The organism is Streptomyces sp. NRRL B-1347 (assembly GCF_000720325.1).
Lineage (GTDB): Bacteria > Actinomycetota > Actinomycetes > Streptomycetales > Streptomycetaceae > Streptomyces.
In genome coordinates, this window is record NZ_JOJM01000046.1 from 66,624 (window position 1) to 86,310 (window position 19,687).

12 protein-coding genes and 1 pseudogene are annotated in these 19,687 nt (G+C 73.2%); 4 read left to right on the forward strand and 9 right to left on the reverse strand.

Translation table 11 applies throughout. From position 1 onward, the window contains the following. Positions 1 to 180 precede the first annotated feature (180 nt). Positions 181 to 1,149 carry a DNA polymerase Y family protein gene (locus tag IG74_RS0131000; protein WP_030684130.1) on the reverse strand — a complete coding sequence of 323 codons (969 nt, stop codon included), beginning with the start codon at positions 1,147 to 1,149 and terminating at the stop codon, positions 181 to 183. Next, entirely contained in the window at positions 1,146 to 4,613 is a 3,468-nt protein-coding gene (locus IG74_RS0131005; RefSeq protein ID WP_030684133.1) for a DNA polymerase III subunit alpha, read from the reverse strand. Before IG74_RS0131005 ends, IG74_RS0131000 begins: the two co-directional genes overlap by 4 nt. Before the next feature lie 242 nt (positions 4,614 to 4,855). On the opposite strand from IG74_RS0131005, the gene IG74_RS0131010 reads away from it, so the two are divergent. The 3 genes from IG74_RS0131010 to IG74_RS0131020 all read left to right on the forward strand — a co-directional run bounded on the left by IG74_RS0131010 (position 4,856) and on the right by IG74_RS0131020 (position 7,881). After that, positions 4,856 to 5,863, forward strand: a complete 1,008-nt coding sequence (locus IG74_RS0131010; RefSeq protein ID WP_037826313.1) for a membrane protein — start codon at positions 4,856 to 4,858, stop codon at positions 5,861 to 5,863. Between the two features lie 81 nt (positions 5,864 to 5,944). Continuing rightward, complete coding sequence (locus IG74_RS0131015; protein WP_030684135.1) at positions 5,945 to 7,093, forward strand: AAA family ATPase; 1,149 nt, start codon at positions 5,945 to 5,947, stop codon at positions 7,091 to 7,093. 353 nt (positions 7,094 to 7,446) lie between these two features. Further along, on the forward strand, positions 7,447 to 7,881 hold the full coding sequence (locus tag IG74_RS0131020; RefSeq protein WP_030684136.1) for a subtilase-type protease inhibitor: 435 nt from the start codon (positions 7,447 to 7,449) through the stop codon (positions 7,879 to 7,881). Positions 7,882 to 8,010: 129 nt separating this feature from the next. On the opposite strand, the gene IG74_RS0131025 is transcribed toward IG74_RS0131020, so the two are convergent. Next, positions 8,011 to 9,093, reverse strand: coding sequence for a hypothetical protein (locus tag IG74_RS0131025; RefSeq protein ID WP_234334508.1), 1,083 nt, complete (start codon positions 9,091 to 9,093; stop codon positions 8,011 to 8,013). 163 nt (positions 9,094 to 9,256) lie between these two features. On the opposite strand from IG74_RS0131025, the gene IG74_RS0131030 reads away from it, so the two are divergent. After that, entirely contained in the window at positions 9,257 to 12,061 is a 2,805-nt protein-coding gene (locus tag IG74_RS0131030) for a M4 family metallopeptidase (protein ID WP_037826314.1), read from the forward strand. 123 nt (positions 12,062 to 12,184) lie between these two features. Here IG74_RS0131030 and IG74_RS0131035 read toward each other — a convergent pair whose 3' ends face one another. The 6 genes and pseudogenes from IG74_RS0131035 to IG74_RS53635 form a co-directional block, all read right to left on the reverse strand. After that, a complete protein-coding gene (locus IG74_RS0131035; RefSeq protein WP_051855701.1) occupies positions 12,185 to 13,876 on the reverse strand; it encodes a dipeptide ABC transporter ATP-binding protein in 1,692 nt (563 codons plus the stop codon). After that, entirely contained in the window at positions 13,873 to 14,865 is a 993-nt protein-coding gene (locus tag IG74_RS0131040; protein ID WP_030684142.1) for an ABC transporter permease, read from the reverse strand. Before IG74_RS0131040 ends, IG74_RS0131035 begins: the two co-directional genes overlap by 4 nt. A 3-nt stretch (positions 14,866 to 14,868) precedes the next feature. Beyond that, a complete protein-coding gene (locus IG74_RS0131045; protein WP_051855703.1) occupies positions 14,869 to 16,641 on the reverse strand; it encodes an ABC transporter substrate-binding protein in 1,773 nt (590 codons plus the stop codon). 56 nt (positions 16,642 to 16,697) lie between these two features. Continuing rightward, on the reverse strand, positions 16,698 to 17,654 hold the full coding sequence (locus tag IG74_RS0131050) for an ABC transporter permease (RefSeq protein WP_234334509.1): 957 nt from the start codon (positions 17,652 to 17,654) through the stop codon (positions 16,698 to 16,700). Between the two features lie 418 nt (positions 17,655 to 18,072). Further along, positions 18,073 to 19,158: a S1 family peptidase gene (locus IG74_RS0131060; RefSeq protein WP_030684147.1), complete on the reverse strand. Its 1,086-nt coding sequence runs from the start codon at positions 19,156 to 19,158 to the stop codon at positions 18,073 to 18,075. 288 nt (positions 19,159 to 19,446) lie between these two features. Further along, a pseudogene (locus IG74_RS53635) lies at positions 19,447 to 19,687 on the reverse strand (slipin family protein); the annotation flags it as partial.

Genomic DNA, 19,687 nt, shown 5'->3' on the forward strand with positions numbered 1-19,687 from the left:
CATTCCAAATCGCTATCAATCACCCATGCGGCTTGTGACGTGCATCACTGCACAGTAGGTGCCACCCAAGGCCCGAGGTCGCCCAACTCCCTTCACTGGAAGGTGAGTTGGAGTACAGGGAGCCTCCCGGCCGGGCGTCCGCGGCCGGTTCGCTCAGACGGATCCTGCGCCCGACACGCCCTACGCCGCCAACGACCCCGGCACGATCGCCCCCGCCCCGAACCTCCGCCGGGCCCGGTCGGCCACCTCCTCGATGCGGCGGGCCTTCTCGTCCGCCGGGTCGAAGGTGAGCTGGTGGGCGGCCTGGTCGGCGGGGCCGAGGCCCTCGGCGCGCAGGGCGATCGCGCGGACCCGGGCCCGCTGCAGGCCGAGCGCCTCGTACATGCCGTACGCCGCCCGCGTCAGCTCCGCCGAGTGCGCGGTCGGCTCCTTCAGGGTGCGGCTGCGGGTGGTCGCGGAGCGGTCGGCGTAGCGGACGGTGAGGGTCAGGGTGCGGCAGACCTTGTCGAGGGCGCGCAGCCGGGTGCCCAGCTCCTCGGCGGCCGAGAGCAGGGCGCGGCGGTGCCGGCCGGGGTCGATCTCGTCGTGGGAGAAGGCGCGCTCGGTGGCCAGGGAGCGGGAGACCGCGTTCGGCACCACCCGGCCGCGGTCGACGCCGCCCGCCCTGTCGCGCAGTTCGCGGCCCGCCTTCGCGCCGATCAGGCGCTGGAGCGTGGACAGGGGTGCGGCGGCGACCCGGCCGAGGGTGTCGAGGCCGTACTCGCACAAGGTGCGGGCGGTCGCCGTGCCGACGCCGGGCAGCGCGGCGACGGGCCGCTCGGCGAGGAACTCCGCGGCGGCGCCCGCGGGCACCGCGCACGGCACGCCGGGCCGGGCGTCGCGCAGCGCGACGCGGGCGAGCATCGGGCCCGGGCCCGCGCCGATCACGCAGTCGACGCCGTGCAGCGCGAGGGCGCGTACGCGGATCACCGAAGCGAGGGCGACGGCGTCGCGCCCGAAGTACCGCTCGGCGCCCCGCAGATCAGCCAGGGCCCCGTCCGGCGGCAGCGCCTCGACGACCGGGGTGAACTCCTCCAGGAGCCCGAGGAGGCCCGGCAGGGCCGCCTCGTACATCGGCGGCAGCTGGAAACGTACGCAGAGGATGGTCATCCCGCACTCCCCGGGCTCTGGTGCCACAACTTCCGTCCCGTGGGCGCCCGTTCGCCGGGCGGCTGGAGGTCGGCCCACGGGTGCATCTCGCATCCGGTCTCCATCCGGATGCGGCGGCCGCCGCCGGGGTCGCCGCCGGGGCCGGACGCCTGCTCCGCCCCTGCCCCGGCCGCCGCGCCGCCCTCGGCGAGGCGGGGCGCCACCGCGTCCAGGCCGCCCTCGCGGCGCAGCTCCACCAGGTCCGCGAGGTTCCACGCCGCCGAGCCGACGACGCTGAGGCTGCGCGGGCCGCGCCGCTGCACCACGCCCCGGACCAGGAGCAGCCAGGAGTGGAAGACGGTGTGCGCGCAGGCGGCGTGGGCGTCGTCGAAGAAGGCCAGGTCGACCAGGCCGGTGCCGTCGTCGAGGGTGGTGAAGATGACGCGCTTGCCGGAGCGGATCGGCGGGGTCTGCGTCGCGGCCTTGGCGCCCGCGACCAGGACGGTGTCGCCGTGCCGCGCGGCGCGCAGGCGGCGGGCGGAGGTGACGCCCAGCTCGTCGAGGAAGGCGCGGTGGTCGTCCATCAGGTTCCGCGAGGCGTCCATGGAGAGCACGCCGAGCTCGGCGCTCAGCCGCTCCGCGTCGTCGAGGTCGGGCAGGCCCGCGGGCGCGGTGTCCCGGCCGCCGGTCAGCGGCAGTTGGGGGCCGCGTGCGCCGCGGGCGCCGCGCTGCAGCTCCGTCAGGTGCAGTTGCAGGTCACGGCGGTTGGCGCCGAAGGCGTCGAGGGCGCCCACCTGGGCGAGCCGGCCGGCGAGCGGGCGGCTCGGCCGGGCCCGCTCCCAGAAGTCGAGCAGCGAGGAGTACGGCTGTCCGGCCGCGATCCGGGCCGTCTCGGCCTCGCTGATGCCGTGCACGTCGCAGAGCGCGAGCCGCACGCCCCACGCCCCGGATTCGGACTCCAGTTCGATGCGATGGGCGGCCGCGGACCGGTTCACGTCGAGGGGCAGGATCGGCACCCCGCGCCGCCGCGCGTCCGCGAGCAGCAGCCGCTTCGGGTACATCCCCGGGTCGTGCGTGAGCAGGCCCGCGTAGAAGGCCGCCGGGTGGTGGGCCTTCAGCCACGCCGACTGGTACGTGGGCACGGCGAAGGCCACGGCGTGCGCCTTGCAGAAGCCGTAGCTGCCGAAGGCTTCGACGATCTCCCAGGTCCGCCGGACGGTCTCGGCGTCGTAGCCCTTCGCGGCCGCCGTCTGCGCGAACCAGAGGCGGATGCGGCCCTGCGACTCGGGGTCGGACAGGCCGCGCCGCACCCGGTCCGCCTCGTCGCGCCCGCAGCCGGTCATGATGTCGACGATGTGGATGATCTGCTCGTGGAAGACGACGACCCCGTACGTCTCCCTGAGCGGTTCCTCCAGGTCGGGGTGCGGATAGCGGATCGGCGCGCGGCCGTGCCTGGCCTCGATGAACGGCCGCACCATGTCGGCGGCGACCGGCCCGGGCCGGAACAGCGAGATGTCCACCACCAGGTCGTGGAAGGTCGCGGGCTGCAGGCGCCCCACCAGGTCGCGCTGGCCCGGCGACTCGATCTGGAAGCAGCCGAGGGTCTCGGCGGAGCGGATGAGCCGGTACGTCGCCGCGTCGCCCTCCGGCACCCGGCGCGGGTCGTCCAGGTCGACCCGCTCCCCCGTGGCCCGCTCGACCTCGGCGACCGCGTGCGCCATCGCCGACTGCATCCGCACCCCGAGCACGTCGAGCTTGAGCAGGCCGAGGTCCTCCACGTCCTCCTTGTCGAACTGGGACATGGGGAAGCCCTCGCCGCTGGTGGGGACGACGGGGGTGCGGCGAAGCAGCGAGGCGTCGGAGAGCAGCACGCCGCACGGGTGCATGGCGACGCCGCGCGGCAGCGCGTCGAGGCCCTCGACCAGCTCCCACAGGCGGCCGTGCCGGTCCGCCTCGGCCGCGACGTCCTTCAGCTCGGGCAGCTCCGCCAGCGCCGCGCGGGCGTCGCGGGCGCGGATGTGCGGGAAGGCCTTGGCGATCCGGTCGGTCTCGGCGGGGTCCATGGACAGGGCGGCGCCCACGTCGCGGATGGCGTGCCGGACCCGGTAGGTCTCCGGCATCGCGACCGTCGCCACCCGCTCCTGGCCGAACCGGCCGAGGATCGCGCGGTAGACCTCCAGGCGGCGCGCGGACTCCACGTCGATGTCGATGTCCGGAAGGACCGGCCGCCGCGCGGACAGGAACCGCTCCATCAGCAGCCCGTGCGCGACCGGGTCGGCGTGCGCGATGCCGAGGAGGTGGTTGACCAGGGACCCGGCGCCGGAGCCGCGCGCGGCCACGCGGATGCCCAGGGCCCGTACGTCGTCGACGACTTGGGCGACGGTCAGGAAGTACGAGGCGTAGCCGTGGTGGGCGATGATGTCCAGCTCGTGGTGCGTCCGCTGCCAGTACGTCCGCCGGTCGGGGCGTCTGTCGTAGCCGCGCAGCACCAGGCCCGCCGCCGCCCGGGAGGCGAGGACGCGCTGCGCGGTGCGGCGCCCGGCGCCGACGAGGGCGGGCTCGGGGAAGCGCACGGAGCCGATGCCGAGGTCGTCCTGGGGGTCGACCAGGCACTCGGCGGCGGCCGCCGCCGTCTGTTCGAGGAGGCGGTGCGCGGCGTCGCGGCGGAACCCGGCGGCCTCCACGACCCGCTCGGCGGCGCCCAGCATGGCGGCCTCGCCCTTCAGCCAGCGCTCGCCGCCGTCGTGCTCCCCGCGCGGGTCGATGGGCACCAGGCGGCGGGCGGCGTCCAGGACGTCGGCGACGGGGCCCTGGCCCGGGTCGGCGTAGCGGACGGCGTTGGTCAGGACGGGGCGCAGGCGCTGCTCGGCGGCGAGGCCGACGGTGCGGGCGGCGAGCCGCAGCGAGCCGGGGCCGGTGCCCGAGCGGCCGTGCCACACCGCTTCCAGGCGCAGCGCGTCGCCGTACCGCTCGCGCCAGGGGACGAGGAGGCGGGCCGCACGGTCGGGGCGCCCGGCGGCGAGCGCGCGGCCGACGTCGGAGGCGGGGCCGAGCAGCACGGTCAGGCCTTCGCCGTGGTTGTCGTCCCAGGGCAGCACGGGCCCGCCGTCCCGGTGGGCCGCGCTGACCAGGCCGCACAGCGCGGCCCAGCCCGTGGCCCCGTCCCTGGCGAGGAAGGTCACCCTCGGGGCCGACTCGTCGACGAAGGCGCCGCCGCGCACCGGGGTGCGGCGGCGGGCACCGCGCTCGCCGCCCTCCCGGGGCGCGGGCGGGTCCACCGCGAGCTCCGTCCCGAACAGCGGCCGCACGCCGGCCTTCTCGCACGCCTTGGCGAAGCGGATGGTGCCCGCGAGGGTGTCCCGGTCGGTGAGCGCGAGCGCGTCCATGCCCCGCTCGGCGGCGCGCTCGGCGAGCCGCTCCGGGTGCGAGGCCCCGTACCGCAGGGAGAACCCGGAGGCGGTGTGCAGATGCGTGAAGCCTGGCACACGCACCTCCTGAACCTTCCGTTTCTCATCCCCCGCCTCCACCATAGGCCATGTTCGAATATTAGTTCGACTTCGCGTGCGGGGCGCCTTCACGGACACCGTGCGGGGCACCTCCCCGGACACCGCGCGGAGCGCTTCCCCGAGCACCGCGAGGCGCCCGTACGAGCGCCGCGGAACGCCCCCGTCATCCATTCGGCCCCGCCCCGCCTGCGTGCCCCGCGAGCGCCTCGGAGCGTGGGGGCATGACCTTCGCCGACGAGTTGAAGAGCGCCGTCACCCCGCGAGCAGCCCTGCTCGTCATCGGCGTCCTGGCCCTGCAGCTGCTGTTCATCACCTCCTACGTGGGGGCGCTGCACCACCCGAAGCCGACGGACGTGCCCTTCGGAGTCGTCGCGCCCGGCCCCGCGGCCGAGCAGACCAAGGACCAGCTGGCCCGGCTCCCCGGGAAGCCGCTCGACCCGCGCGTGGTCAAGGACGCGGCCGCGGCCCGGAAGCAGATCATGGACCGGAAGATCGACGGGGCCCTGGTCGTCGACCCCCAGGGCACGAACGACACCCTCCTGGTCGCCTCCGGCGGCGGCAAGGCGCTCGCCAACGCCCTGGAGATGATCAGCACCCAGGTCGCGGGCGCCGAGAAGCGCACCGTGAAGACCGTGGACGTGGCCCCGGCGTCGGCCCAGGACTTCAACGGCCTGTCGTCCTTCTACCTGGTCGTCGGCTGGTGCGTCGGCGGCTATCTGTGCGCGTCGATCATGTCGATCAGCGCGGGCTCCCGGCCCGCGACCCCGCAGCGCGCGGCGATCAGGCTCGGCGCCATGGCCCTGCTCTCGATCGCGGGCGGCATCGGCGGCGCGGTCATCGTCGGCCCGGTCCTGGGCGCTCTGCCCGGCTCGGTCCTGGCCCTGTGGGGCCTCGGCGCACTGCTCACCTTCGCGGTCGGCGCGATCACCCTCGCCCTGGAGGCGCTCACCGGCATCGTCGGCATCGGCCTGGCGGTCCTGCTCATCGTGGTCGCGGGCAACCCGAGCGCGGGCGGCGCCTTCCCGCTGCCGATGCTGCCCCCGTTCTGGGAGGCGATCGGCCCCGCGCTGCCCCCGGGCGCGGGCACCTGGGTCGCCCGCTCGATCGCGTACTTCAAGGGCAACGCGGTGACCGGACCGCTCCTGGTCCTCTCCGCGTGGGCGGTGGCCGGGACCGTGATCACCCTCGCGGTGGCGAAGCTGCGCGGGAAGCGCCTGTCCGGCGTCTGAGGGCGAGCCGCGAAGCGGCAGCAAAGGGAAGGAAGGGGGTAAAGCTCCCGGGTGTCAGACCCACCTGCGACGCTGAAGGGCATGATCCGCACACTCGCTGTCGAGAACTACCGCTCGCTCCGCAAACTGATCGTCCCCCTGTCCGGACTGAACGTGATCACGGGAGCGAACGGCAGCGGCAAGTCCAGCCTGTACCGCGCCCTGCGCCTGCTGGCCGACGCGGGCCAGGGCGGTGCCGTCACGGCGCTCGCCCGGGAGGGCGGCCTCCCCTCCGCCGTCTGGGCGGGCGACAGGAAGCAGGAGCCCGCGGGCCTGCGGCTCGGCTTCGCCGGTGACGAGTTCGGGTACGCGGTGGACTTCGGCGTCCCCCAGTCGAGCGGTGCGCAGCCGGGCGGCGGCCCGTCCATGTTCGCCCTCGACCCGGAGGTCAAGCGGGAGTGCACCTGGGCGGGGCCGGTGCTTCGCCCCGCCGCGCTGCTCTGCGACCGCGCGGGCCCGGCCGTGCGCACCCGCACGGCCGACGGCGGCTGGCACCGCTCCCAGGGCATCCGCCCGTACGACAGCATGCTGAGCGAGTTCGCGGACCCCCAGCTCGCGCCCGACCTGCTCAGGCTGCGCGAGCTGATCCGCTCCTGGCGGTTCTACGACCACGTCCGCACGGACGCCGAAGCGCCCGCCCGCGCGGCCCGCGTCGGCACCCGCACCCCGGTGCTCGCCCACGACGGCGCCGACCTCGCGGCCGCACTCCAGACCATCCGCGAGACCGGTGACGACGAGGCCCTGGACGCCGCCGTGGACGCCGCCTTCCCGGGCAGCCGGGTGCGGATCGCCGACAACGGCGGGCGGTTCGAGATCCAGCTGCACCAGCGCGGACTGCGCCGCCCGCTCGGCCCGGCCGAGCTGTCCGACGGCACGCTGCGCTATCTGCTGTGGACCGCCGCGCTCCTGACGCCCCGGCCGCCCGCGCTGCTCGTTCTGAACGAGCCGGAGACCAGCCTCCACCCCGACCTCCTGCGCCCCCTCGCGGAGCTGATCCTGACGGCCGCCAAGGACACCCAGGTCGTCCTGGTCACCCATGCGCAGGACCTCGCGGACGCGATCGCCGAGGGCGCCCGCAGCCACCGCACGGACGTCAACTCCATAGAGCTGTTCAAGGAGTCGGGCCAGACCGAGGTGGCGGGCCGCGACAGCATGCTAGACGAGCCCCTCTGGTACTGGCCCAAGCGCTGAGGGCGGGGCCGACGGCCGATCGGCCCCCGCCAGCAGACGTGTTCGAGGAGCACCCTCCGGCCAATCCCTCCCCCTCGGCGGGGCGCGCGGCGCGACGCAGACCACCCATTCGCAGCCATGCGCCCCGCTTTCCGGCGATCGGGAGATTCCACCCCAATGCCCACTCCCCGCCGGTCACACGGGGTGCCCGGCGCCCCGGCGCGCCCGTCGTGGCACACCACTTCACGCCACTACCCTCAGTTCTCAACTAACGACTGAAAGTAAGTGCCCGATGTGCTTTCAGTGGCGCCCTGAGCAAGACTCGCTTCCGGTTCCGTTCGTTATTCGGGAAATCAAGCAAGGGAGTGTTCGAAATGCGGTACATCACTGGAGGGATCGCGCTGGGCGCCGCCCTCGCGCTCGGCGGCCTGACCACGTCGGCCATGGCCGGTCCCGCGCCCGAGCCCACCGGGGCCCGGGGTTACGCGCCCTCCGAGCTGGTGCTCACCATCGGCTACGGCGACAAGGCCGAGACCGCGAGCATCCAGCGCGCGGTGACGCTCGGCTGCTCCTCCGGCGGCGTCGGCAGCCACCCCGACGCGGCCGCCGCGTGCGACCAACTGCGCTCGGTGGGCGGCAAGTTCGACGCCGTGACCAAGAAGTCGTCGTCGCGCCCCTGCACCAAGGAGTGGAACCCGATCGTCGTCACCGCCCAGGGCGTGTGGGAGGGCCGCCGGGTCTCGTACGAGCACACCTTCGCCAACCCCTGCGCGCTGACCATCGGCCAGGGGCAGGTCTTCGCCTTCTGAGCCTTCTGAGGCGCCTGAGCCGTCTGAGCCTTCCGAGGCGGCGCCGCCCACCGCGGCCCCCACGGCCGCCGTGCCTTCCGCAGCCCCGTCACGCCGGGACGAGTTCCCCGCGCGGCGGGGCTCATGCGGTCACGGACCCGCGAGCCAGCCCCGCAGCGCCGCCTGGGCGCCCGCCTGGAACCGGGTGTCGGCGTCCAGGTCGTCGAGCAGGCGGCTGATCCGGCGGCGCGCGGTGTGCACGTGGACGCCGAGGCGGCGGGCGATCGCCTCGTCCTTGAGCCCCCCGGCGAGCAGCCGGAGCAGGTCGCGGTGCTCCTCGGGCGGGCGCCGCGCGGCACCGCCGAGCGGCAGGGCCCGCTCCCAGTGCGCCTCGAAGAGCGGGCCGAAGACCTGGCGCGCCAGCGTGCCGCGCACCACCACGGCCGTGCCGTCCCCCTCGGCATCCCCCGCGGGCAGGAGCAGTGCGGCGCGGCCGTCCACGGCGACGAGCCCGGTGGGCAGATGCGCCGCCGTCCGCACCTCCAGGCCCCGCTCCAGGAGCGGGGCGAGCGGACTGAGCAGGCCGGGCGGCGCGGCGCCCGCGCGGGTGAGGACCGCCCGCACCGCGACCCCGCGCTCCAGGAGCGCCGCGACGCCCGCGCCGGGGGCCGCGCCGTCCGCCGCCCGGGAGTCCGCGCCGGCCGCCGTCCAGGAGTCCAGGCCCGGCGGCCGGTCCAGGATCAGCACCTGCCGCTCGGCGTGGGCCAGCAGATGGTCGACGCGGCGGCGGACCGCGGCCGCCCCTCTGACCGTCTCGACCGCCGCGACGGCGCCGGGCGCGCCCGCCGGGTCCGGCGCCAGGTGCTCGGCGATCTCGTCGGCCTCCCGGCGGAGGCGCTCCAACTCCGCCGCCCGGTAGTGCAGTTCCGCCTGTCTTCGGCGGATCAGGGCGCGTACGGCGGGCGCGGGCGGCACCGGGCGCGGCAGCGCGGCCCGCGGGCGGCCCGCGCCGGGCGCGGCGTCCGGCTCCGGCAGGGTGAAGCCGTGCTCCCGCAGCCGCGCGAGCGACCCCTCCAACTCGCCGCGGGTGATCCCCAGTTCCCGCCGCAGCTGCTCCGCGTCCAGGGCCGCGGCGGCCCTGCGCCGCAGCAGCGCCCCGTACACCCGCTCGTCCGACTCCCCCAGGCCCAGGTCGCGCAGCGCGCTCCCCTTGCCGCTCCCCACCATGGTCATGACGGGAAGTCTCACCCCGCCCCTGGGTGCACACAAGTGTGCGGCCCCACTTGTGACCCGTAGTTATTCCTTGATCAACACTCGGGCAACGACTTGCATGGCTAGCGCACGTACATGACGTGCGCTCGGTTGACGTGCGCCTTTTCGGCGTGTGGAGGGGAACATGAGCAAGTCACACAGACGGGCCCGAATATCCGGGGGCGCCGCGCTCCTGGGGGCGGCGGCGCTGCTCGCGTCCGGCGTCCCGGCGGCGCAGGCCGCCGACGAGACGCCCCCGGGACCGGCCACCGAGGTCGTCCCGGGCGCGGGCACCAGGACCCCGGCCCTGGTGGACGGGATCGAGGAGGCCGCCAAGGACTCGGGCAGCCCGGCAACGGCGGCCCGCGGCCACCTCGCGGCCAAGAAGGACCGCTACGGGATCGCCGACCCGGCACGGGACCTGACGGCCGAGCAGACGCTGAAGCAGGGCGACGACGAAACGGTCCGCTTCCAGCAGAAGCACCGCGGCGTGCCGGTCCTCGGCGGCCAGTACCTGGTGCGGATGGAGAAGAAGGACGGCGACCGGGTCGTCACCGGCACCTCCGGCAAGTACTTCACGGGTCTGACCGTGGGGACGAAGGCGCGGGTCGCGGAGAAGACGGCGGTCGCGCGGGCCGTCGCGGCGGCCGCCGCCGGTGACGGCCGCACGGGCAGCCTGACCAAGCTGTCCCCCAAGTCGGCCGGCGCCAAGGCGAACGCCAAGGCGAAGAAGCGCACCGCCAAGGGCGGCACCCCGCTGTCCGGCTCCTCGCACGGCCTGGTCGTCCTGCCCCAGGGCAAGGGCGTCCTGACGTACCACGTCACCGTCACCGGCACCGACCCGGTGAGCGGCGCGCCGGTCAAGCAGGAGGTGTACGTCGACACCGCCTCCGGCTTCCCGGTACTCCAGTACTCGGGCATCCAGTCCATCGCCGACGACGCCGACTTCCCCGGCACGACGGGCAGCGGCGTCAAGCTCGACGGCAAGAAGGTCGACCTCGACCTGACCCAGGACGCGGCCTCCGGCTCCTACCGGCTGCGTGACTACCGCCACCAGTGGGGCGGCAGCAAGAACGCCCTGACCACCTGGGACGCGCGCGGTGTCGACGCCAACGACGCGTCGGGCAAGTGGCCGAGCGGCATCTCCGAAGTGGCCTCCAAGACCAAGGAGTTCGGCAAGGACGCCACCGAGTCGGGGGCCGTCGACGCGCACTGGGCGGCCGGGCAGGTCTACGACTACTACAAGCAGAAGCACGGCCGCGACAGCCTCGACGGCAAGGGCATGGCCATCAACTCCCTGGTGGGCGTGACCGACGGCGGGTTCCCGTTCGTCAACGCCTTCTGGGACGGCCAGAAGATGGTGTACGGCGGCGGCGACGAGGAGACCAAGACCCTCTCCGCCGACCTGGACGTGGTGGGCCACGAGATGACGCACGGCGTCGTCGAGCACACCGCGGGCCTCGTCTACGTCGGCCAGTCCGGCGCCCTGAACGAGGCGGTCGCCGACTACTTCGGCAACGCCATCGACGTCAACGCGTCCAAGACCCCGATGAGCGACCCGAAGGCCGCCCTCATCGGTGAGGACCTGTGCCGCACCAAGGCGCCCGAGGACTGCGCGTTCCGCAACCTGGGCGACGGGCGAACTACCGCCAAGGACTTCCTCGGCGTCACCATCGGCACCGACAGCGGCGGTGTGCACCTCAACTCGACGATCTTCTCGGGCGCCCTGTGGGACATCCGTGAGGACCTCGGCGGCACCCTGGCCGACCGGATCGTCTACAAGGCGCTCGCCGAGTACCTGACGCCGCTCGACGGCTACACCGACGCCCGCAACGCGGTGGTCGCCGCGGCCAAGGACCTCGGGGTCAAGGGCGCGAAGCTGCGGTCCGTGAACCGGTCCTTCGACGCGCACGGCATCACCAAGGGCTGGGAGAAGGCCATCGGCGCCGACTCCGACAAGCTGCTCGGCGACGTGAACGCCACCCGCGTCGGCGGCAGGCTGCCGAACACCGGCGCGGGCGCGGGCGGCGGCTGGTGGGCCGCGTCGAAGTCCGACGACGAGGGCCAGGAGGCCTTCTCGGTCTGGGCGGGCCGCACCGACGGCAAGGGCACGAAGAAGCTGATCAGCCCCAACGACGGGCGCTACCACGTCTACCCGGACACCGACGGCAGGACCGTGGCGTGGGTGGCGTACGGCCCCACCAGCGTCGAGGTCCTGTCCCGGCCGCTGACCGGCGGCCCGGTCAAGAAGCTGTGGTCGGCGGGCACCACCGTCGCCAACGTGCACGTCTCGGGCTCCACCGTGACCTGGCAGGAGTCCAGCCCGCACGGCCAGCAGCGGGTCGCGTACCTGCGCAAGGGCGAGCGCGAGCCGGTGTTCGTGGACGGCGGCCGCTACGACGTGGTCACCGCCCTGCCCACCCTCAGCGGCGACAAGCTCGGCTACGCGAAGGTGTACGTCGACCAGGACGGCCAACAGCAGGTCTCCACGGAGATCACTGACGTCAAGAGCGGCAAGCAGACCCTGGTCCCGGCCAAGGGCGCCCACCTCGGCGTCGCGACCCCCGCGATCAACGGCACGTACCTGTACTGGCTGGTCGACGACATCGCCGACGACAACCGCATGGGCCTGCGGCGCGCCAACCTCGACGGCACCGGCCTGACGGACGTCATCCCCGAGAACTCGGCCGGCGCGTACTTCTGGAACGTGGACGCCTCGGACTCCGCGGTGACCCTCACCCAGTGGCGGCCGCAGCGCGGCTGGAGCAACGGCAACCTCACCAAGCTCGTCCAGACCGACCTGGACGGCAAGGGCCTGAAGCGGGTCTCCTGCAACCGCGGTGAGCAGACCGGCCACGCCGCCGACACCGGCAAGCGCGTGGTGTGGATCGACGGCACGACGGGCCACACGGACCTGGTGACCCGGGCCCGCCCGGCGGGCACCTGCTGATCCCGGTACGCGAAAGGGCGGTGCCCCGCTCCCCCTCACCGGGGGGCGGGGCACCGCCTTTCGTGACCCGGTCCACCGTCCCGCCCCCTCCACGGGACGGTGGTCCGGGACGTACCGGGCCGGTCAGACCACGGCGGCGAGCAGCTCGCGGGTGTACGCGGCGCTCGGCCGGTCGAAGACCTCGTCGCGGGTGCCGGTCTCGACGAGGGCGCCGTGCCGCATGACCGCGACCCGGTCGCAGAAGTGCCGTACGACGGCCAGGTCGTGCGAGACGAACAGGAGCGAGAGGCCCAGCTCGTCGCGCAGGTCCATCAGCAGGTTCAGGACCTGCGCCTGCACGGACACGTCGAGCGCGGAGACCGGCTCGTCCGCGATGATCAGCCGGGGGCGCAGGGCGAGCGCGCGGGCGATGCCGATGCGCTGGCGCTGGCCGCCGGAGAATTCGTGCGGGTAGCGGTCCAGGTGGTCCGCGGACAGGCCGACCTGTTCGAGGAGTTCCGCGGCGCGCTCGCGCCGCTCGGCCGCGTCGGCCCGGGTGTGCACCCGCAGCGGCGTGGTGACGATCTCCTGCACGGTGCGCCGCGGGTTCAGCGAGGCGTACGGGTCCTGGAAGACCATCTGCACCTCGCGGCTGAGCTCGCGGCGCAGCGCGGCGGACCCGGCGGCGCCGGAGATGTCACGCCCTGCGAAGCGGACCTCGCCCGCGGTCGGCCGCTGGAGCCCGGCGAGCACCCGGGCCGTGGTGGACTTACCGGATCCCGACTCGCCGACCAGGCCGAGGGTCTCGCCATCGCGCACCTGGAGGCTGACGCCGCGCACCGCGCGGGCAGGCTCGCGGCGCCGCCCGAGCAGGGTGCGGCCGCCGCCGAACTCGACGTGCAGGTCCGCGACTTCGGCGATCGGCCGCTCGGGCGGCGCCACAAGCGCCCGGGCCGTCGTGCGCGGCCCCGGCTCCGGCTCGTCGACCGTCGGCAGGCGGGTGCCCGGGACGGTGGCGAGCGTGGGGGCCGCGCCGATCAGGGCGCGGGTGTAGGGGTGCTCGGGGGCGGTGAGGACCCGCTCGGCGGGGCCCAGTTCCAGCTGCTGGCTGTCGCGCATGACGAGGACGCGGTCGGTGGCGTGCGCGACGACGCCCACATCGTGGGTGACCAGGACGACGGCGGTGCCGTGCTCGTGCCGCAACTCGTCGAGCAGGTCGAGGACCTGGCGCTGGACCCGGGCGTCGAGCGCCGTCGTGGGCTCGTCCGCGATCAGCACGTCCGGGCTGTTGATCAGCGCCATCGCGATCATCACGCGCTGGCGCATGCCGCCGGAGAACTGGTGCGGGTAGTCGCGGGAGCGGGCGGCGGCGATGCCGACCCGTTCGAGCATGTCGACCGCCCGGTCCCGGGCCTCGGCGCGCGAGGCGCTCCGGTGGTGGACGCGGTAGGCCTCGGCGAGCTGCGCGCCCACCGGATGGAAGGGAGACAGGGCGGCGAGGGCGTCCTGGAACACCATCGCCACCCGGGAGCCGCGCAGCGCGCGCAGCTCCGCGTCGGACGCGCCGACGACCTCCGTGCCGCCGATCCGGACGCTGCCGGTGACGCGGGTGCGCGCCGGGTCGTGCAGGCCCATGGCGGCCAGGCCCACGGTGGACTTGCCCGATCCTGACTCCCCCACCAGGCCGAGAACTTCGCCGCGCGCCAGGTCGAAGGAGACGCCATCGGCGGCGGTGACGGCGCCGCGCGGCCCGGTGAACGTCACGCTCAGATCGCGTACGCGCAGCGCGGGAGCGGCCGTCGGAGCGGGAGCGTCCGTTGCGGCTGGAGCGGTCATGCGAGCCTCACCCTCGGATCGAGCCACGCGACCACGAGGTCGGCGACGGCGACGAACACCACGACGAAGAACGCGGCGAGCAGCACGGTGCCGACGACGGTCGGCAGGTCGTTCTGGACGACCGCGTCCACGGCGAGCTTGCCGACGCCGCTGAGCCCGAAGACGGTCTCGGTGATGAACGCGCCGCCGAGCAGCGCGCCCACCTCCAGGCCGAGGAGCTGCACCAGCGGCGCCGCGGCCCCGCGCGCGGTGTACTTGAGATGGGCGCGCAGCGGGCTGAGGCCCTTGCCGCGCGCGGTGCGCACATAGCCCTCGTGCATGACCTCCAGCATCTGGGCGCGGGAGAGCCGGGCGAAGACGGCCGCGTTGACGAAGCCGAGCACGAGCCAGGGCAGCAGCAGCCCGGCGAGCCAGCCGCCCGGGTCGTCGCCGGGCGGGGTGTAGCCCGGCAGCGCGAACCAGCCGGTCCGGTAGACGAGCAGGTACTGGAGCGCGTAGCCGAGGAAATAGATCTGCACGCTGGCGCCGACCAGGGTGAAGGCGGACAGGAGCCGGTCGGAGGGCCTGCCGCGGCGCAGCGCGGACACGAAGCCCGCGCCGACGCCGACGACCAGGATGACGGCGAGCGCGCCCGCCGCCAGCGAGAGCGTGACCGGGAAGCGGCTGGTGATGGCCGCGCGGACGGGCTCGTGCAGGGCGTAGGAGTAGCCGAGGCAGGGGGCGTCGCAGGCGATCGGGGTGCCGTCGACGTCCGCGATGGTGCGGCCCGCGAACAGGCCGCGCACGTAGTCGGCGTACTGCGCGACGACCGGCTCGTCCAGACCCATGGAGTCGCGCACCGCCGCGATCTGGGTGGCGTCGCACTTGGGGCCGCAGGCGATGACGGCCGGGTCGGACGGCGCCGCGTAGAAGAGCGCGAAGGCGGTCGCGGAGATCGCGAGGAGCACCACGACCGCCTGCAGGGCCCGTCGGATGACGTAGGCGAGCATGGGTCAGGACTTCTTCAGGTACAGCCAGGCGGGGCTGATGGTGCCGTAGATCGGGTGGATGAAGGCGCCGCCGACGTTGGCCCCGCGCACCTGCTGGACGCGCTGGTGCAGGAACGGCACGACCGGCATGTCCTTCATGATCGTGTTCTTTTCCAGGGCGATGAGCTCCTTGGCCTTCTTCGTCGCGTCGCCGATCTTCGCGATGCGGTCGAGCTCCTTGTCGACGGCCGGGTTCTTGTAGCGCGGGTCGTTGTCGAGGGAGTCGCGGCGGCTGTCGAAGCGGTAGGGCACGCCGGTGGCCGGGGTGGGCCAGTCCACGGAGGAACCGGACAGCCACAGGTCGTACTTCGGGTCGGCGCCGCGCAGGACCTCGTTGGTGAACGCGGGCAGCGGCAGCGGCTTGGCGACGAGCTCGATGCCCGCCTTGGCGAAGGCGTCCACGAGGACCTGCGCCATGCGGTCGTTGACGGCCGTGGCCTCGTAGGCGTACGCGAGGCGCTTGACCTTCTTCTTGGCCTTGGCCAGGTGCTGCTTGGCCTTCTCGATGTCGCCGGTGGGCCGGACCGGGTAGGTGTCGTAGCTCTCCCAGCCGACGATGGCGGGCGAGGAGTACGTGGTGGCGAGGTCGCCGACGCGCGGGCCGCCGAGGGCCTGACGGGCCTGCTGGCGCGGCAGCAGGTAGTGGATGGCCTTGCGCACCTCGGGGTCGGCGACGCGGTCGTTGCGGAGGATCAGGTGGTACGTGAACGCGCCGCGCCGGCCGTCGACGATCAGGTCCTTCTTCTTCGGGTCGCGCCGCGCCTCGCCGATCAGCTCGGGCGGGAACTCGTTCTTGGTGGTGACGGTGTCGGCGCCGTCGCCGCGCCCGTTGAGGATCTCCTGGGCGGTGTTGAGCTCCTTCTTCTCGAAGGTGAACTCGAACTTGTCGGCGTACTGGTGGCGGATCGGGTCGGTGTCCGCCTTCCAGTGCGGGTTCTTCTCCAGGCTCAGCGACTGGTTCTGCTTGTGCTCGACGATCCGGTAGGGGCCGGACGCGAACGGCTTGAGGTCGTAGCGGGTGCCGGTGTCCTTGTCGGGGCGGACCGGCGAGGAGGAGGACTGGGCGGCCATGAACGGCACGTCGGACTGCGGCTTGTGGAAGCGGAAGACGATGGTCTTGTCGTTGGGCGTCTCGATGCGGTCGAAGTCGCCGTCCTTCTTGGGGCCGCCGTAGACCTTGCGGGCCTGGGCGAGGTCGGGCTTGCCGGTGAGCCACTGCGGCCAGTAGGGCGGACCGATCTCGAAGCCGGGCGCGAAGGTGCGCTCGATGCCGTACTTGACGTGCTTCGAGGTGATCGGCTTGCCGTCCTCCCAGGCGATGCCGTCCTTGAGCTTGTACGTCCAGGTGCGGCCGCCGTCGGAGGCCTTGCCGATGTCGGTGGCGAGGTCACCGACGAGCTTGGGCTTGCCGTCGACCACCTGGTACTGGGTGAGCTGGCGGCCCCACAGGAGGGAGGTGTTGTACGCCTCTCCCGCGTAGATCTTCTGCGGGTCCAGGTGGGAGAAGTCGCGCAGGTTGGCGACGCGGACGGTGCCGCCCTTCCGGGCGCCCTCGACGGCGGGCGCGGGGCCCGCGCTGTCCTTGGCGCTGCCCACCCCGGCGACCAGGTCGCCCTCCTTGCGGGGCGCGGCCGCGTCGCTCTTGGAACCCGCCCCGGCCGAGCAGGAGCACAGCACGAGCATGGCGGAAGCGGCGGCGACGAGGGGAACCGCGGTGCGCGAACTGATCCTGGGCATGGTGAACTCCATTGCGGATGGTGCGGGTCGGTGGTGGCGCGCGGGCGCGCCGGGTCTCAGCGGCCGGTGCGCGGGTCGAGTGCGTCCCGGACGGAGTCGCCGAGCAGGTTGAAGGCGAGGACGAAGAGCAGGATCGTCACGCCGGGGAAGATCATGTAGGTCGGGTCGTCGTAGAAGACCTCGGAGCCGCGGGCGATCATGCGGCCCCAGTCGGGGATGGGCTCGCTGATGCCCACGCCGAGGAAGGACAGGGCGGCCTCGGCGGTGACGATGCCCGGCAGGGCGACCGTGATGTGCACGAGGACCGGCGCCCACACGTTCGGCAGCAGCTCGCGCAGCACGATGTGGCGGCGCGAGGCGCCCACGGCCCGCGCGGCCTCGACGAACTCGCGCTCGCGCAGGGAGCGCACGGTCGTCCTGAGGACCATCGCGAGGGGCACCCAGCCGAAGGCGGCGAAGATCAGCACCAGGACGGTGAACTGCATCCAGGCGGGCTCGTTCTCCCCGGGGTCGACGAAGCGGGTCTGCACGATGGGGCTCAGCGCGAGGAAGAGCAGCAGCGTCGGGAAGGCGAGGAGGACGTTGCAGACGAAGGTGAAGACCCGGTCGACGAGGCCGCTCAGATAGCCGACGGTCACGCCGAGCAGGACTCCGAGGACCGCGATGACGGCGATGGCGGCGCCCGCGACGAGCAGCGAGGTGCGGATGCCGTACAGGAGCTGGGTGAACACGTCCCGGCCGAGGCCCGGCTCGAGGCCGAACCAGAACTCGCCGGACATGCCGCCGTTGGGCAGCACCGGCAGGCCCTCCGGGCTGAGCAGCCCCGCCTCGTTCTGGCCGTAGTGCTCGGTGGGGTTCTTGCCGTAGAGCGCGGCGACGAGCGGCGCGGCGAGCGCGAGCAGCACGAAGAAGACCACCACGCCGAGCGCGGCGAGGCCGACCCGGTCCCTGCGGAAGGCGCCGACGGCCGCCGCGAGCGGGCCGCGGGGCTCGGTTCGTGGCGCGTCGGCCATGCTGCCCAACTCCTGATGACGTGCGGACGCGGAGGTTTCCCGCGTCGGGGTGCGCATCATTAGAGCCAGCAATACGGCGCCCTTGCAAATCCTCCACAGAAGACATTTCCGGAATGCTGCGGAGATTTACAGGGGCGCAACATTCCAGGCCCCCATACAGGAACTAAACGGGCATCTTGCCCACATTGAGATCTGCGCCACACACCCTCATCATGGAAGGCGCATGAGCATCTCAACCTTGCTTAAGAAGGCTCCCGAGCCGATCGACCTGCACATCATGCAGCAATCTACGCGCGTAACCCCTTGTGAATTCAGGGCGGAAGATTTCTTCAACCTGCTTTCTTAATCCCGACGCGAAAAACCCGGAGGCCCCGGAAACCGAAAGGTTTCCGGGGCCTCCGGGCCACCGAACCAGGCGTCAGCCGATTTTCGCGCCAAAGGCTTCCAGGGCCTCCGGCACCGGCTGGAAGAACGTCTCGCCGCCGGCGGAGCAGTCACCGCTGCCGCCGGAGGTCAGACCGAGCGCGGTGTCGCCCGCGAAGAGGGCGCCGCCGCTGTCGCCGGGCTCGGCGCAGACGTCGGTCTGGATGAGGCCGTTGACGACGTCGCCGTTGCCGTAGTTCACGGTGGCGTCGAGACCGGTGACCTTGCCGTCGTGCAGCTGCGTGGTGGAGCCGCTGCGCTGGACCTGCTGACCGACGGTCGCCGCGCCCGCCTTGGTGATCTTCTGCGTGCCGCCGTTGTAGAGGTTGACCTCGCTCGGGTGGGCGGTGTCACCGCTGTACTTGACGATGCCGTAGTCGTTGTCGGGGAAGCTGGAGCCCGCGTTCGCGCCGATGGCCGGGCCGCCCTGCTTGTCGGACCAGCTGGTGACGGCCTCCGTGCAGTGGCCCGCCGTCAGGAAGTGCGGGGCGCCGTCCTTGACCACGTTGAAGCCGAGGGAGCAGCGGCTGCTGTCGCCGAAGATGGCGTCGCCGCCCGCGATGAGGGGCTTGAACTCCCCCTTGGTGCGCTGGAGTTCGGCCTTGCCGCCGAGCTGCTTCACGACCTTGTCAAGGCGCTGGAGCTCGGCGCCCTTGACCGTGCGGTCCGCGGTCACGACGACCTTGTTGGTGGCCGGGTCGGTCGCCCAGGACGTGCCGGGGATCGACGCCTTGTCGCCGAGCGTGGTGCGGGCGCTCTTCAGCTCGGCCAGGGAGTTCTCGACGACTCTGGCCTTGGCGCCCGCCGACTCGGCGGTCCGCACCGCTTCCTTGCCCAGGACGTTCACGACGAGCTGCTTGGCCTGGGCGTCGTAGTACGTGCCCGCGGCGTCGGCGCCCAGCTCCTTGTCGAGCGACGAGGCGAGCTTTCCGGCCTGTGCCACCGACAGCGTGTCCGGTGTGGGGGTGGGGGTGTCGTCGCTCGCGTTCGCAGTCTGGAAGGTGACTGCCGCGCCGATCAGGGCGACGACGCCCGCGCCCGCCACGGCGGCACGCCGCTTGGGTATGCGTCGGTGCTTCAACTCTTGTCCTCCTGTGGGGGGTCGGCCCGCTCCGGTGTGGGGACCTCGGCGGCCGGAAAGCGTGAGCGCATGGCGGCGCGACCCTGGTGAAGCCGCGTCCATGCCAATAGGACGCGGCCCACTATTCCCAGCCTCACAGGCAGCACACAAGGTCGACTTCCGGACGCCCGACCGACAACTCGGGTGCGTCCGCGGCCCGTTGACCCAGCGTGGTCACGCCTAGTCGTCCCGTCGCCGGTCCCCGTTGCAAACACCCGGCGCGAGTGGGTGGTGGGCAGCGGGTGAGGACTAGTCCTGTCTGGATTCCGATGCGTCGGCACCGCCGGAGGGCGTGGCGGGACCGGTGGTTGAAGATTCCACTCCGCTTTCCGGCGGGGCAGCGGGGGGCGCCGGCTGCCCCGAGGGGCCGGGCCCGGCACCCGTCTGTGCGCGCTCCAGGAACCGGAGCAGCTCGACGGGGAAGGGCAGCACGAGGGTGGAGTTCTTCTCGGCTGCGACGGCCACGACGGTCTGGAGCAGGCGGAGTTGG